This is a genomic window from Micromonospora sp. NPDC005298, assembly GCF_040607375.1.
Taxonomy (GTDB): domain Bacteria; phylum Actinomycetota; class Actinomycetes; order Mycobacteriales; family Micromonosporaceae; genus Micromonospora.
Genome location: NZ_JBEXGP010000026.1, coordinates 29,836 through 42,765, shown reverse-complemented (window position 1 = coordinate 42,765; position 12,930 = coordinate 29,836). Strand labels below are relative to the sequence as shown.

The following is a 12,930-nucleotide window of genomic DNA, read 5'->3' as shown; positions in this document are numbered from 1 at the left end:
CATGAGCACTTTTCATATTTAGCCGCCGTGGCGGCCGGGTGTACGGGTCAGCCGCGCTCGCGCTGGTCGGTCGGGTCGTTGACCAGGCTGTCCGGCGAGACCGGCTCCGGTGCGGGCAGCCCCTGCGGCTTGTTGCCGCCGGTGGCCTGCGCCTCGGCGACGCGTACCTCGTCGTGGATCTGCTGGGCGGCATCCGCCGCGGCCTGCGCTGCCTCCGCGGCCTCGCGCTCGACCTGGCTCGCGTGCGCGGCCGCCTCCGGTGCGGGCAGGTCCCCCACCATCTGGCTCAGCCCGCCGAGCGCGCCACCCATGCCCTCCAGGGCCTTGGTCAGCTCGGCCGGGACGATCCAGACCTTGTTGGCGCTGCCCTGGGCGATCTGCGGAAGAGCCTGCAGGTACTGGTAGGCGAGCACCTTCTGGCTCGGGTTCGCCTGGTGGATCGCGTCAAAGACCGTCCGGATCGCCTTCGCCTGACCCTCGGCCTGCAGGATCCGGGCCTGCCGGTCACCGTCGGCCCGCAGCACCGCGGACTGCTTGTCACCCTCGGCGGTGAGGATCACCGACTGCTTGTGGCCCTCGGCGGTCAGGATCGCCGCGCGACGGTCCCGCTCGGCGCGCATCTGCTTCTCCATCGAGTCACGGATGCTGGCCGGCGGCTCGATCGCCTTGATCTCGACCCGGGTCACCTTGATGCCCCAGCGGCCGGTGGTCTCGTCGAGCACACCGGAGAGGTGCCGGTTGATCTCGTCCCGGCTGGTCAGCGCGCGCTCCAGGTCCAGCGAGCCGATCACGTTACGCAGCGTGGTGACGGTCAGCTGCTCGATGGCCTGCAGGAAGCTGGAGATCTCGTAGGTCGCCCGAACCGAGTCGACCACCTTGAAGTAGAGGACGGTGTCGATCGAGACCACCAGGTTGTCCGAGGTGATCACCGGCTGCGGCGGGAAGCTGACCACCTGCTCGCGCATGTCGACCTTGGTGCGCACCGCGTCGACGAACGGCACCAGCAGGTTGAGGCCGGGGTTGAGCGTGCGCTTGTACTTACCGAGCCGTTCCACCACATCCTGGCGCTGCTGCGGCACGATCCGCACCGCCTTGGCCAGCGTAATCACGGCGATCAACGCCACCGCGATGATCAGCACACCGATGACCGTCATCCGTTCACCCTCTCGCTTCCGGCAGCTCGCCGGCGGAAGAAACATCGTCCTGCCACACCAGGGCTGTCGCGCCCCTGACCTTTATCACCCGAACCCGTTGACCGGGCTCGAAAGTCTGCGTCGAGTCGTACGACCGGGCGGTCCACAGCTCCCCGTCGATCTTGACCAGGCCCTGGTCGGCGTCCACCCGTTCCAGCACCAGCGCCGTGGAGCCCTCGATCGCCTCCACACCGAACGGCTGCTCGCCGCTCTCCAACGCGGACCGGCTGTGCCGCCGGATGACCGGTCGGACGACAACCAGGCTCAGCGCCGACACGACGGCGAAGACCAGCGCCTGCACGGCCACCGGCGCGCCCAGAGCGGCAGCGCCCGCGGCGGCGAAGGCACCGACCCCGAACATGATGAGAAAGAGGGTCGTCGTGAAGATCTCGGCGACCGCCAGCACCACACCCAAAACGATCCACACCACGGCGTCCACACCGCAAGGGTGACACGTTTATGCACGAGCAGCCCACCCGCGATGATCAGTAGGCTCGGCGGAGCGACCACCGTCCATCGAATCCGAACGGCCGAACGAGGAGATCCCGTTGACGCTGCTGCCCGAGACCATCCGACAGATCGACACCCGGGTCGCCCAGGCGCAGGCCGACGGGCGCGTCCCCTCGCTCGTGCTGGGCGTGGTCCGCGACGGCACACTCGCGCACCTGGCCACCGCCGGCGAACACCCCCACCCGGGCGTCGACCTCCAGTACCGGCTGGGCTCGATCAGCAAGACGATGACCGCGACCCTGGTCATGCAGCTGCGCGACGCCGGCCGCCTCAACGTCGACGACGAGGTGGAGAAACACCTGCCGGGCACCGACGTCGGCTCGCTCACCCTGCGTCAGCTGCTCGGGCACGCCAGCGGGATGCAACGCGAACCCGAGGGCGACTGGTGGGAACGGGCGGCGGGCGTCGACCTGGGAACCCTGCTCGCCGGGGTGACGGCCGAAAAGATCGCCTATCCGCCGCACACCGCGTACCACTACTCCAACCTGGCGTACGGGCTGCTCGGCGGGGTGCTCGAACGACTCACCGGGACACCCTGGAACGACCTGCTCGACGAGCGGATCCTCACCCCGCTGGGCCTGCGCCGCACCACGTACGCGGCCACCGAGCCGTACGCCCGCGGTTACGTCGTGCACCCCTGGCACGGCACCCTGCGCGAGGAGCCGCGTACCGACACCGGCGCGATGGCCCCGGCCGGGCAGCTCTGGTCGACGATCGAGGACCTGGGCCGGTGGGCCGCCTTCCTCGCCGACCCCGACCCGTCGGTGCTGACCCCCGCCACGCTCACCGAGATGTGCGCCCCCGTGGTGATCAGCGATCTCGACTCCTGGACCGGCGGGCACGGCCTGGGGCTGGAGCTCTACCGCGATGGTGAGCGCGTGTACGTCGGGCACGGCGGCTCGATGCCCGGGTACGTGGCCGCCCTCACGGTGCACCGGCCGACCCGTACCGCCGTCGTCGGTTTCGCCAACTCGTACGGCTTCCCGATCACCGGGCTCAGCCGCCGGTTGCTGACCACCGTGCTGGACGCCGAGCCGGCGTTCGCGCAGCCGTGGCGGCCGGCCACCGCCCAGCCCGCCACCGGCCTGACCGAGCTGACCGGCCGCTGGTGGTGGATGGGCACGTCACTGGACCTGAGCTGGGACGCGGGCGACCTGGTGGCCCATGTGCGCGGTGAGCGGGTGAGCCGGTTCACCGCCGAGGGAACGGACCGCTGGCGGGGATGCTCCGGCCCGGAGAACGGCGAGATCCTGACGGTACGGCGTGACGACAGTGGACGGGCGGTGGCGATCGACATCGCCACGTTCGTCTTCACGCGCAGTCCCGACGAGGTCCCCTGACCCGCCGCCTGAGGATCGGGCTGTCAGGGCGCTTCGGTGACGAAGTCGATGAGGCGTTCCATCGCGTTGATCAGGGGGGTCTCCACGTCGGCGAAGCTGTTCACCCGGGACAGGATGTGCCGCCACATGTCGGCCGGCTCGGCCACCCCGAGGGCCGCGCAGACGCCCTCCTTCCACGGTCGCCCCGGCGGCACCACCGGCCACGCCGCGATACCCAGCGCCGCCGGCTTGACCGCCTGCCACACGTCCACGTAGGGGTGGCCGGTCACCAGCACGTACGGCGAGGTGACCCGGGCCACGATGCGGCTCTCCTTGCTGCCCGGCACCAGGTGGTCGACGAGTACGCCGAGTCGCCGGGTCGGCGCGGGGCCGAAGTCGCGGACGGCGGCGTCGAGCTCGTCGATGCCGTCCAACGGCTCCACGACCACGCCCTCGATCCGCAGGTCGTCGCCCCAGATCCGTTCGACGAGCGCGGCGTCGTGGATGCCCTCCACCCAGATCCGGCTCGCCTTGGCGACCTGGGCGCGGACGTTGTCCACGGCCACCGAACCGGACGCGGTACGTCGGCGGGCCGCCGGCACCGGGGCGCGGGTGGGGCGGCGCAGGGTGACCGGGCTGCCGTCGAGCAGGAAAGCCGCCGGCAGGAGCGGGAAGTTGCGCCGCTTGCCGTGCCGGTCCTCCAGGACCACGGCACCGGCCTCGAACCCGACCACCGCACCGCAGAACCCGGAGTCGGCGTCCTCGACCACGAGGTCCGGTTCGGCGTCCACCTCGGGGGTGACCCTGCGCCGCCGCCAGTCCCCCGCCAACACGTCCTCGCCGTATCGCCCCGCCATGTCGATCACGCTAACTCCCGCGCGATCACCCCGCCCCCCGACACACCGCCCCACCGCGCCGATCACGAGGTGGATGCGAGGCGGCCCAGGTCGGTGTCGACAGGTGCCGGCCAGACCGAGTCCTTCAGGCCGAGCGCGTCGCGGAGGTAGGCCCAGGTGAGCCGCTGGATCAGCGCGACCCGCTCGGGGCTCTCGTCCGTCGTCTCCCTGGCCTCGTAGTCGGAGATGCCGCCGAGCGAGTGCTCCGCGCCGAACAGCGTGAGCAGGCTCTTGCTGCCCGGGCTGAGGTGGTACGCGTCGGTGAACCAGTCCGGCCCCCGGACCGACAACGGGGAGGCGTCCCGATCGCCGGCCACCACGAGGGTCGGGGTGTCCATCTCCGCGAAGCTCGGGCTCATGAAGGGGAAGTGCTCGGCCGCGAACGGCGACAGATCGCCGCGCGCGGGATCGGGCGAAGGGGGCAGTTCGGGGCACGCAGGGCGGCCGGAGCGGCAGTCGAGACAGGGCCGGTCATGACCACGTACCCTTTCGGCATGTCCACCCCCGCAACGGGCGCGGCCACACTCGCGCCGCGCCGGTCGAGCCGGTTCGTTGCCTGGGTGCGCGCGTGGCGCGCCGGGTTGGTGCCGTACGACGAGGTCGCCGACGCCATCGCCGGCGACGAGGAACATCTCGTCGCGGACGCCCCGGGCACCTGGACCGACGTCCCACTGGGCGCCGCGCTGCCCACCCTGGCCAAGCTCTCCCCCGACGAGATCCGCCTGGTGCTGCCCGCACCCGGCGACCCCCGGGGTCTGCCCGGCCCCGGCGACTTCGCCGGCGCGGCACTGGTGGCGGGTGAGGCGGTTGTCGCCGGCGGGCTCGGGTTGATCCCGGAGGTCCGCTCGCACACCTCCGGCTCCGGGGACTGTTTCGAAACCGTCCTGTGGCGGGTGTACCCGCTGCCGGCCAACGCCCCCGCCGCGTCGCTCTCACTGCCCGGCGCCGCCGAGGCGGAAGCCGAGCTGGCCGCCGCGCTGGCCGAGACGACCGCCGCGCTGACCCGCCTCGACGTCGCCCAGTGGCGGCCCGAGCTGGCAGGTGCGCTGGCCGCGTTGCGCCGACCCGACGGCACCACCGATCTGCCACCGGGGTTCGACCCGAGGGCCCGTCGGCTCTTCGCCCGCGCCGCGGTGCTCGACCGGGTGCTCGCGCTGGCCGGACACGCCGCTCCCGGCGGCGCGATCAACAACTACGAGGCACAGCAGCGCGACGCCGCGCTGCGCCCGCTCACCGCGGCCTGCCGGCAGGCGCTGGTGGCCGCCTGCAACGCCCCACTGCGCCCCTGACCGGTCGCCCCACGCCGGGAGCGCGCTGTCAGACCTCGTCGAGCAGGTCCGCGACCGAGTTGATGATCCGGGACGGACGGTACGGGTAACGCTCCGCCTCGGTGCGGCTGCTGATGCCGGTGAGCACCAGGATGGTCTCCAGCCCCGCCTCCAGGCCGCACAGGATGTCCGTGTCCATCCGGTCACCGATCATCGCGGTGCTCTCCGAGTGGGCGTTGATCGTGTTGAGTGCCGAACGCATCATCATCGGGTTCGGCTTGCCGACGAAGTACGGCTCCACACCGGTCGCCTTGGAGATCATGGCGGCGACCGAGCCGGCGGCGGGCAGCGCGCCCTCCACCGACGGGCCGGTCACGTCGGGATTCGTGCAGATGAAGCGCGCCCCGTCGTTGATCAGACGGACCGCCTTGGTGATCGCCTCGAAGCTGTAGGTGCGGGTCTCACCGAGCACCACGTAGTCCGGGGCGAAGTCGGTGAGCACATACCCGACGGCGTGCAACGCCGTGGTCAACCCCGCCTCCCCGATGACGTACGCGGTGCCACCCGGCCGCTGGTCGGCGAGGAACTGCCCGGTGGCCAACGCGGACGACCAGATCGACTCCTCCGGCACGTCCAGCCCCATCCGGCTGAGCCGGGCCGTCAGGTCGCGCGGGGTGTAGATCGAGTTGTTGGTGAGCACCAGGAACGGCTTGCCCGAGGCGCGCAGCCGGTTGACGAACTCCGGCGCGCCCGGCACCGGCTGGCCCTCGTGCACCAGCACGCCGTCCATGTCGGTCAGCCAGCTCTGCACCGGCTTGCGATCATGCATCGGTGCTCCCAGCAGGCGTCGGGCGACGGGTCGGCACGCAGCAGACGGTGGGGCAGGTGTCCCACATCGGCAGCTCGCCGAGGCGGCGGCGCAGCTGCGCGCCGTCCGGGTCGGTGCGCTCGGTGACCAGCTCACGGACCATGGTCACGAAGCGCGGGTCGGTGCCCGGTGTGGCGGCCCGGACGAAGTCCAGCCCGAGCTGCTTGGCGGTCTCCAGCGCCTCGGTGTCCAGATCCCACACCACCTCCAGGTGGTCGGAGACGAACCCGATCGGGCTGACCACCACGCTCGTCGTGCCGTCCTGCGCGAGGGCGGTCAGGTGGTCGTTGACGTCCGGTTCCAGCCACGGCACGTGCGGCGGACCGGAGCGGCTCTGCCAGACGAGGTCGTACGGCAGGTCGGGGGCGGCTGCCGCAGCCACCAGGCGGGCGCTCTCGCGCAGCTGCGCCTCGTACCGGCCGCCGTGCGGGCCGGCGTTGGCGGCCATCGAGCTGGGAATGGAGTGGGCGGTGAAGACCAGCCGGGTGCTGTCCCGCTTCGCGGGGTCGAGCTGACCCAGGGCGGTCCGGACCGCGTCGACGTGTGGCTCGACGAAACCGGGGTGGTCCCAGAACTGGCGCAGCTTCTCGATCACCGGCGCGTCCGGGCCCACCGCGGCGCGGGCGGCGGCGATGTCCTCCTGGTACTGCCGGCAGGACGAGTAGCCACCGTACGCGCTGGTGACGAACGCCAACGCCCGGGCGACCCCGTCGTCGCGCATCCGCGTCACCGTGTCGGCGAGCATCGGATCCCAGTTGCGGTTGCCCCAGTACACGGGCAGGTCGAGACCGTGCGCGGCGAAGTCGGCGCGGACGGCGGCCAGCAGGTCGCGGCACTGCTGGTTGATCGGGGACACCCCGCCGAAGTGCTGGTAGTGCTCGGCGACCTCGGCCAGCCGCTCAGGGGGCACGCCCCGGCCACGGGTCACGTTCTGCAGGAACGGCATCACGTCCTCGGGCCGCTCCGGCCCGCCGAAGGACACCAGCACCACCGCGTCGTACGACATGGGGTCATTCTGTCCCCTCGACCTGGACGGCCCGGCGACGCCCCCTGCTCCCGGCCGATCCGCAGTGCAAGGAAGGGCCCCCTGCTATACCGCAGGCGTTAACAGGGGGCCCTTCCTTACACCGTCAGGAACCGACGGCGTGGTAGCCGCCGTCGACGTGCACGATCTCGCCGGTGGTGGCCGGGAACCAGTCGGACAGCAGTGCCAGGCAGGCCCGTGCGGCGGGCTCCTGGTCGGTGAGGCTCCAGCCCAGCGGCGCCCGCTCGGCCCAGGCCTCCTCGAACTGGTCGAAGCCGGGGATGGACTTCGCGGCGATGGTGCGCAGCGGACCGGCGGCGACGAGGTTGCTGCGGATGCCCTGCTTGCCCAGGTGCATCGCCAGGTAGCGGGACGCGGACTCCAGGCCGGCCTTGGCCACGCCCATCCAGTCGTAGACCGGCCACGCCTTCGTCGCGTCGAAGGTCAGGCCGACGACCGCGCCGCCGGACGACATCAGCGGCAGCGCCGCCATCGCGAGGGACTTGTACGAGAAGGTGGAGACGTGCAGGGCGGTCGCCACGTCCTCCCACGGCGCGTCGAGGAAGCCGCCGCCCAGGCAGCTCTGCGGGGCGAAGCCGATCGAGTGCACGACACCGTCGAGGCCGTCGACGTGCTCGCGGACCCGGTCGGCGAGGCCGGCGAGGTGCTCGGTGTTGGTGACGTCCACCTCGATGATCGGCGCCGGCTCGGGCAGCCGCTTGGCGATCCGCTCGACCAGGGAGAGCCGGCCGTAGCCGGTGAGCACGACCTGCGCGCCGTTCTCCTGGGCGAGCTTCGCCACCGAGAAGGCGATCGAAGCGTCGGTGATGACGCCGCTGACGAGCAGCCGCTTACCGGCGAGCAGTCCGGACATCGCAGATTTCCTCCGTAGTCAAAATGGTCAGTGGCCCATGCCGAGGCCGCCGTCGACCGGGATGACGGCACCGGAGACGTACCCGGCGCTGTCCGAGGCCAGCCAGGTGACCACGGCGGCGACCTCGTCCGGGCTGGCCATCCGGCCTGCCGGGATGGACTTGCGGATCTCCGCCTTGCGGTCGTCGGAGAGGCCGGCGGTCATGTCGGTGTCGATGAAGCCGGGCGCCACCACGTTCGCGGTGATGTTGCGGCTGCCCAGTTCCCGGGTGATGGAGCGGGCCACGCCCACCAGGCCGGCCTTGCTGGCGGCGTAGTTGACCTGGCCGGCCCCGCCGGACAGGCCGACCACCGAGGAGATGAAGATCATGCGGCCCCACTTGGCGCGCAGCATCTTGCCCGAGGCCCGCTTGGCGACCCGGAACGCGCCCGTGAGATTGGTGTCCACCACACCGGTGAACTGCTCCTCGGACATCCGCAGCAGCAGCGTGTCGTCGGTCATGCCGGCGTTGGCCACCAGCACCTCGACCGGGCCGAGCTCGGCCTCGACGGCGGTGAACGCGGCGTCGATCGAGGCGGCGTCGGTGACGTCGGCGCGTACGCCGAACAGCCCGTCGGGCGCGTCGCCGCTGCGGTGGGTGACCGCCACCCGGTCGCCCTGCTTGGCGAAGGCCTGCGCGATGGCCAGGCCGATCCCCCGGTTGCCCCCGGTCACCAGCACGGTACGGGCCACTGTTCCCCCTTGCGAATGGTCGGCACGGACGCGTCGGAGCCTAGGCGTTACCGGCAGGTAAGCGCTAACGGGAGTCGTGTCACACCGGGGTACGACACGGGGATCAACCCCTGGTGGCACGCCCTGACCGGGGGTCGGCCCGTAGCCTCCCGGTGGTGAACCGGCAACCGATCGTCGCGGCCCTCGAGGCCCTGCGACAGACACTGCTGGGCCCGGACGCCCCGCCGGGCCGGCCGCTGCTGGCCCGCCGGCCCGGGCTGGCCCGGTACGCCACACCGGTCGGGTTGCTCGCCGCGCTCGGTTTCTTCTGGATCACGCTCGCCGTGGAGACCGACTGGGGTCTGCCGACCCCGGTCGCGGTGCTGTTCGCGGCGATGACCGTGGCGCCGCTGCTGGCGCTGCCCCGGCGTCCGCTGCTGGCCTGGCGGCTGACGGTGCTGGCCCTGCTGGTGTGCACGTTCAACGCGCCGGCCGACTCACCCGGACCGTGGACCCCGCCGCTGGCGCTCGGGTCGGTGGCGGTCGTCGCGGTGGTCCTGACGCGGGTCGACCGGCCGGTGCTGGCCTGGGTGGTGGCGATCACCGCAGTTCCGGTGCTCATCCTGGTGCATCCGGAGAACCGGGCCGCCGTCCTGGCGCTGCTCGGCGCGCTGGCGATCGTCGGTGACCTGCTCCGGCGCAACCGGCTGTCCCGGCGGGCGCTCGCCGCGCAGACCGAGGTGAGCGAACGGGAGCAGGAGCGCCGGGCGGTGCTTGAGGAACGCACCCGGATCGCCCGGGAGCTGCACGACGTGGTGGCCCACCACATGTCGCTGATCGCCGTGCAGGCGGAGACCGCCCCGTACCGGCTCACCGACGTGTCGGCGCCGGCGGCCGCGGAGTTCGCCGCCATCGCCGACTCGGCGCGCGACGCGCTCACCGACATGCGGCGGCTGCTGGGGGTGCTGCGCAGCGAGTCGACCGGCCCGCAGACCGCGCCGCAGCCCGACCTGGACGACCTGGGCGCCATGGTGGACGCCGCCCGTCGGGCCGGGCTGCCGGTGACCCTGGACGCCGGGCCGCTCGACGGCGGGCGGGTGCCCGCGCCGGTCGGGCTGGCCGCGTACCGGATCGCCCAGGAGGGCCTGGCCAACGCGGCCCGGCACGCGCCGGGGGCCGCGGTGCGGGTCACCGTCCACGCCGGCCCGTCCACGCTGACGGTACGGGTGCTGAACGCGCCCACCGACGACGTGGGGCCGGGAACCGAGGCGGGCGCCGGGCACGGGTTGACCGGCATGCGGGAACGGGCGACCTCGCTGGGCGGTACGTTCACCGCCGGGCCGCTGCCCGACGGGGGTTACGCGGTGACGGCCGAACTGCCGTACGACGCGGAGGGCGGGGACGCGTGATCAAGGTGCTGATCGCGGACGACCAGGCGATGGTGCGGCAGGGTTTCGGCGCGCTGCTCGCAGCCCAACCGGACCTGCTGGTGGTGGGTGACGCCGCCGACGGCGCGCAGGCCGTCGCCGCCACCCGCCGGCTCGACCCGGACGTGGTGCTGATGGACGTGCGGATGCCGGTCATGGACGGGCTGGAGGCCACCCGCAAGCTACTCGGCGACCGGTCCGCGCAGCGCCCCCGGGTGCTCATCCTCACCACCTTCGACCTGGACGACTACGTGTACGAGGCGCTGCGCGCCGGGGCGAGCGGCTTCCTGCTCAAGGACGCCCCGGCGGCCGACCTGGTGCACGCCGTGCGGGTGGTGGCGGCCGGGGACGCGCTGCTCGCCCCGGCGGTGACCCGCCGGCTGATCGCCGAGTTCGCGGCCCGCCCGGACCGTCGCCGTCCCCGCCCCACCGACCTGGCCGGCCTCACGCCCCGCGAGACCGAGGTGCTGCGGTTGATCGCCCGGGGACGCAACAACGCGGAGATCGCCGGCGACCTGGTGGTGGCCGAGCAGACCGTGAAGACCCACGTCGGGCGGATCCTGGCCAAGCTGGGGCTGCGCGACCGGGCCCAGGCCGTGGTGCTGGCGTACGAGACGGGTCTGGTCGCCGCCGGCGAGTAGCACCGGGGAGCCAGCCCTCGAACGGCTCCGCGGGACGACGACCGGCACCCGCCCCTTCGCGCACTGTCGCTCCGGACGACATTCCGGAGGGAGAACGTGATGCGACGACGAGGTGCCAGCCGGGTGGCGCTGGCCGCGCTGCTCGGCGTGAACCTGGTCCTGCCGGGCCGATCCGAGCCGGTCGCCGCGGCGGGGTTCGTCGAGGCGTACCCCGTCATGGCGGCGGCGATGCGCGCGGCCGGCCCTCCGTACGCGGACTGGGTGGCGGACCGGCGCCGGTTCCTGCTGTTCGACGAGCGCGGCGACGGCCGCGCGGTCGAGGTGCTGGGTGACCTGGCGGGCGCGGACCGGATCGCGGTGCTGGTGCCGGGGGTGGGCAGCACGCTGGCCGACTTCGACCGGGGGCTGGGTGGGGTGGCCCGGCGGGCGCCGGCGGTGCAGGCCGGGCAGCTCTACCGGGAGGTACGGGCGGCCGACCCGGCGGCGCGGGTGGCGGTGCTGGCCTGGCTGGGCTACGACCCGCCCGACGGGGTGCTGACGGCCGCCGGTGACGTCAGCGCCAGGCGCGGCGCGGCCGGGCTGGCCGCGCTGCTACGGGAGTTGGCGTCGCGCCGCCCGGGGGCGGCGATCACCCTCGTCGGGCACAGCTACGGCGCGCTCGTGGTGTCGTTGGCCGCCGTGGACGCCCCGGCCCAGGTCACCGACGTCGTCAGCCTCGGCGGGATCGGCGCCGGGGTGCAGCGTGCCGACGAGGTGCCCGGCGGGCGACGGTTCTGGGCGGCCGAGGCGGCCACCGACTGGATCCGTCGGGTGCCGCCGGTGCGGCTGCCCGGTGTCGGGTTCGGCCGCCGGCCGGGCGATCCCGCGTTCGGCGCCCGGCCGTTGCCGGTGACCGGGGTGGCCGGGCACGACGGCTACCTGGCCCCGGGCAGCGCCACGCTGCTCGCGGTGGCGGCGGTCGTGCTGGGCGTCGACCCGGTCGGGGACCCCAGGTGAGGCGGGACCGCGCGGTCGACGCGCTGCGGGCGTACGCCATCGGTGGGGTGGTGTTCGGGCACTGGCTGGTGACGGCGCTGGTGCTGACCGACGGCGGCGGGTTGCGGTTGGCCAGTCCGCTTGTCGCGCTGCCCGGCCTGGCCCCGGTGACCTGGGTGTTGCAGACCCTCGGCCTGTTCTTCTTCACCGCCGGGTTCGGCTCGGCCCGGTCGTTGGCCCGCCACGGTGGCCGTCCGTCGGGCTGGCTGGCCGGGCGGCTGCGCCGGTTGCTGCTGGGTGTGGTGGCCCTGCTGGGCGTGGGCGCGGCCGTGCTGCTCGCCGCGACCGTCGTCGGCACCCCGGACGACACGCTCGCCGTTGCGTTGCGGCTCGCGGTCAGCCCGTTGTGGTTCCTGGCACCCCTGGTGGTCCTGGTCGCGCTGAGCGGCCCGCTGCGCGCGGCGGTACGCCGGTGGGGGCTGGCACGCTGCGTCGTACCGGCGGTGGTCGTGGTGGCGGGGACGGACCTGGCGGTCCGCGTGCTGCCGGACGGCGTCGACGTGCCGCCGGTGACGGTGCTGGTGGCCTGGGCGGTGCCGTACCTGCTCGGTCTGGCGCACGGTGACGGGCGGCTGGCGGGCCGGCGGTCGGCGGCCGGGCTGGCCGTCGGTGGCGCCGCCGCGTTGGCCGGGTTGCTGGCGCTGGGGTACCCGGTCAGCGCGGTCGGGGTGCCCGGCGCCGGGGTGTCGAACCTGAACCCGCCGTCGCTGCTGGCGGTGGCGCTCGCGGTCACGCAGGTCGGGCTGGGGTTGCTGGCCCGTCCCGTGCTGGAGCGCTTGCTGGCCCGCCCGGCGCCGGGTCGGGCGGTACGCGGGGCGAACCGCCACGCGGTGCGGATCTACCTGTGGCACCAGCCCGTGCTGGTCGCGGTGACCGCTCTCACCGCCCGGGGTGGCGTGGCGCTGCCGGGTCTGCACACCGCGCCGGACGGCCCGGCGTGGGTGCTGGCGCGCTGCTGCTGGCTGCCGTTGCTCGCCCTCGTGCTGGTCACCCTGGTGCGGGCCGGCAGGAGGCGCGGGGGTGCGGTGGCGGCCGGGCGGTGGACGGGCCGCCGACCGGTCGGCCGAGTGCGTCCGCCCGACACCTCAGGTGTACGATGATCGACGTTCCGGCCGGGCCGACTTGCAGGAGGTGATCGCTGTGCGAGATAGCGATCCTCCCAGT

The 12,930-nt window shown here is 73.2% G+C and carries 13 protein-coding genes and 1 pseudogene; 6 read left to right on the top strand and 8 right to left on the bottom strand.

What is annotated here, in order from left to right; all coding sequences use genetic code 11:
- Window positions 1–47: 47 nt before the first annotated feature.
- Both ABZS77_RS25945 and ABZS77_RS25940 read right to left on the bottom strand, forming a co-directional pair.
- The gene (locus ABZS77_RS25945) at window positions 48–1,154 is read right to left on the bottom strand and encodes an SPFH domain-containing protein (protein WP_354827837.1); all 1,107 of its coding nucleotides are present in this window, start codon (window positions 1,152–1,154) and stop codon (window positions 48–50) included.
- A 4-nt stretch (window positions 1,155–1,158) separates the two neighbouring features.
- The gene (locus ABZS77_RS25940; RefSeq protein WP_354827834.1) at window positions 1,159–1,632 is read right to left on the bottom strand and encodes an NfeD family protein; all 474 of its coding nucleotides are present in this window, start codon (window positions 1,630–1,632) and stop codon (window positions 1,159–1,161) included.
- A gap of 109 nt (window positions 1,633–1,741) precedes the next feature.
- On the opposite strand from ABZS77_RS25940, the gene ABZS77_RS25935 reads away from it, so the two are divergent.
- Window positions 1,742–3,043, top strand: a complete 1,302-nt coding sequence (locus tag ABZS77_RS25935; RefSeq protein WP_354827831.1) for a serine hydrolase domain-containing protein — start codon at window positions 1,742–1,744, stop codon at window positions 3,041–3,043.
- Window positions 3,044–3,066: 23 nt separating this feature from the next.
- On the opposite strand, the gene ABZS77_RS25930 is transcribed toward ABZS77_RS25935, so the two are convergent.
- Window positions 3,067–3,879, bottom strand: coding sequence for a DUF3097 domain-containing protein (locus ABZS77_RS25930; RefSeq protein ID WP_354827829.1), 813 nt, complete (start codon window positions 3,877–3,879; stop codon window positions 3,067–3,069).
- 62 nt (window positions 3,880–3,941) lie between these two features.
- Window positions 3,942–4,313: pseudogene (locus tag ABZS77_RS25925) on the bottom strand (chlorophyllase); the annotation flags it as partial.
- Window positions 4,314–4,412: 99 nt separating this feature from the next.
- Between ABZS77_RS25925 and ABZS77_RS25920 the strand changes: the two are divergent.
- The gene (locus ABZS77_RS25920; RefSeq protein WP_354827826.1) at window positions 4,413–5,207 is read left to right on the top strand and encodes a hypothetical protein; all 795 of its coding nucleotides are present in this window, start codon (window positions 4,413–4,415) and stop codon (window positions 5,205–5,207) included.
- A gap of 28 nt (window positions 5,208–5,235) precedes the next feature.
- Here the strand turns inward: ABZS77_RS25920 and ABZS77_RS25915 are convergent, their stop codons facing one another.
- From ABZS77_RS25915 to fabG, 4 genes are all read right to left on the bottom strand, one after another.
- Window positions 5,236–6,015, bottom strand: coding sequence for an HAD-IIA family hydrolase (locus ABZS77_RS25915; RefSeq protein ID WP_139587782.1), 780 nt, complete (start codon window positions 6,013–6,015; stop codon window positions 5,236–5,238).
- Window positions 6,008–7,060 carry a ferrochelatase gene (locus tag ABZS77_RS25910; RefSeq protein WP_354827823.1) on the bottom strand — a complete coding sequence of 351 codons (1,053 nt, stop codon included), beginning with the start codon at window positions 7,058–7,060 and terminating at the stop codon, window positions 6,008–6,010. Before ABZS77_RS25910 ends, ABZS77_RS25915 begins: the two co-directional genes overlap by 8 nt.
- 124 nt (window positions 7,061–7,184) lie before the next feature.
- The gene (gene fabI / locus ABZS77_RS25905) at window positions 7,185–7,952 is read right to left on the bottom strand and encodes an enoyl-ACP reductase FabI (RefSeq protein WP_354827821.1); all 768 of its coding nucleotides are present in this window, start codon (window positions 7,950–7,952) and stop codon (window positions 7,185–7,187) included.
- Window positions 7,953–7,979: 27 nt separating this feature from the next.
- Window positions 7,980–8,684 carry a 3-oxoacyl-ACP reductase FabG gene (gene fabG, locus ABZS77_RS25900; protein ID WP_354827818.1) on the bottom strand — a complete coding sequence of 235 codons (705 nt, stop codon included), beginning with the start codon at window positions 8,682–8,684 and terminating at the stop codon, window positions 7,980–7,982.
- Between the two features lie 155 nt (window positions 8,685–8,839).
- Between fabG and ABZS77_RS25895 the strand changes: the two genes are divergently transcribed.
- The 4 genes from ABZS77_RS25895 (at window position 8,840) to ABZS77_RS25880 (ending at window position 12,866) form a co-directional block, all read left to right on the top strand.
- Window positions 8,840–10,072 carry a histidine kinase gene (locus tag ABZS77_RS25895; protein WP_354827815.1) on the top strand — a complete coding sequence of 411 codons (1,233 nt, stop codon included), beginning with the start codon at window positions 8,840–8,842 and terminating at the stop codon, window positions 10,070–10,072.
- A complete protein-coding gene (locus ABZS77_RS25890) occupies window positions 10,069–10,731 on the top strand; it encodes a response regulator transcription factor (RefSeq protein ID WP_354827812.1) in 663 nt (220 codons plus the stop codon). The genes ABZS77_RS25895 and ABZS77_RS25890 overlap by 4 nt, the downstream gene beginning before the upstream one ends.
- Before the next feature lie 99 nt (window positions 10,732–10,830).
- A complete protein-coding gene (locus tag ABZS77_RS25885) occupies window positions 10,831–11,727 on the top strand; it encodes an alpha/beta hydrolase (RefSeq protein WP_354827809.1) in 897 nt (298 codons plus the stop codon).
- Window positions 11,724–12,866, top strand: coding sequence for an acyltransferase (locus ABZS77_RS25880; protein WP_354827807.1), 1,143 nt, complete (start codon window positions 11,724–11,726; stop codon window positions 12,864–12,866). The genes ABZS77_RS25885 and ABZS77_RS25880 overlap by 4 nt, the downstream gene beginning before the upstream one ends.
- The last annotated feature ends 64 nt before the right edge of the window (window positions 12,867–12,930 follow it).

Bases quoted from the DNA above. Each gene is read 5' to 3' on its own strand.
- ABZS77_RS25945 (WP_354827837.1), bottom strand. From the start codon at position 1,154: ATGACGGTCATCGGTGTGCTGATCATCGCGGTGGCGTTGATCGCCGTG.
- ABZS77_RS25930 (WP_354827829.1), bottom strand. From the start codon at position 3,879: ATGGCGGGGCGATACGGCGAGGACGTGTTGGCGGGGGACTGGCGGCGG.
- ABZS77_RS25920 (WP_354827826.1), top strand. From the start codon at position 4,413: ATGTCCACCCCCGCAACGGGCGCGGCCACACTCGCGCCGCGCCGGTCG.
- ABZS77_RS25915 (WP_139587782.1), bottom strand. From the start codon at position 6,015: ATGCATGATCGCAAGCCGGTGCAGAGCTGGCTGACCGACATGGACGGC.
- ABZS77_RS25910 (WP_354827823.1), bottom strand. From the start codon at position 7,060: ATGTCGTACGACGCGGTGGTGCTGGTGTCCTTCGGCGGGCCGGAGCGG.
- fabI (WP_354827821.1), bottom strand. From the start codon at position 7,952: ATGTCCGGACTGCTCGCCGGTAAGCGGCTGCTCGTCAGCGGCGTCATC.
- ABZS77_RS25885 (WP_354827809.1), top strand. From the start codon at position 10,831: ATGCGACGACGAGGTGCCAGCCGGGTGGCGCTGGCCGCGCTGCTCGGC.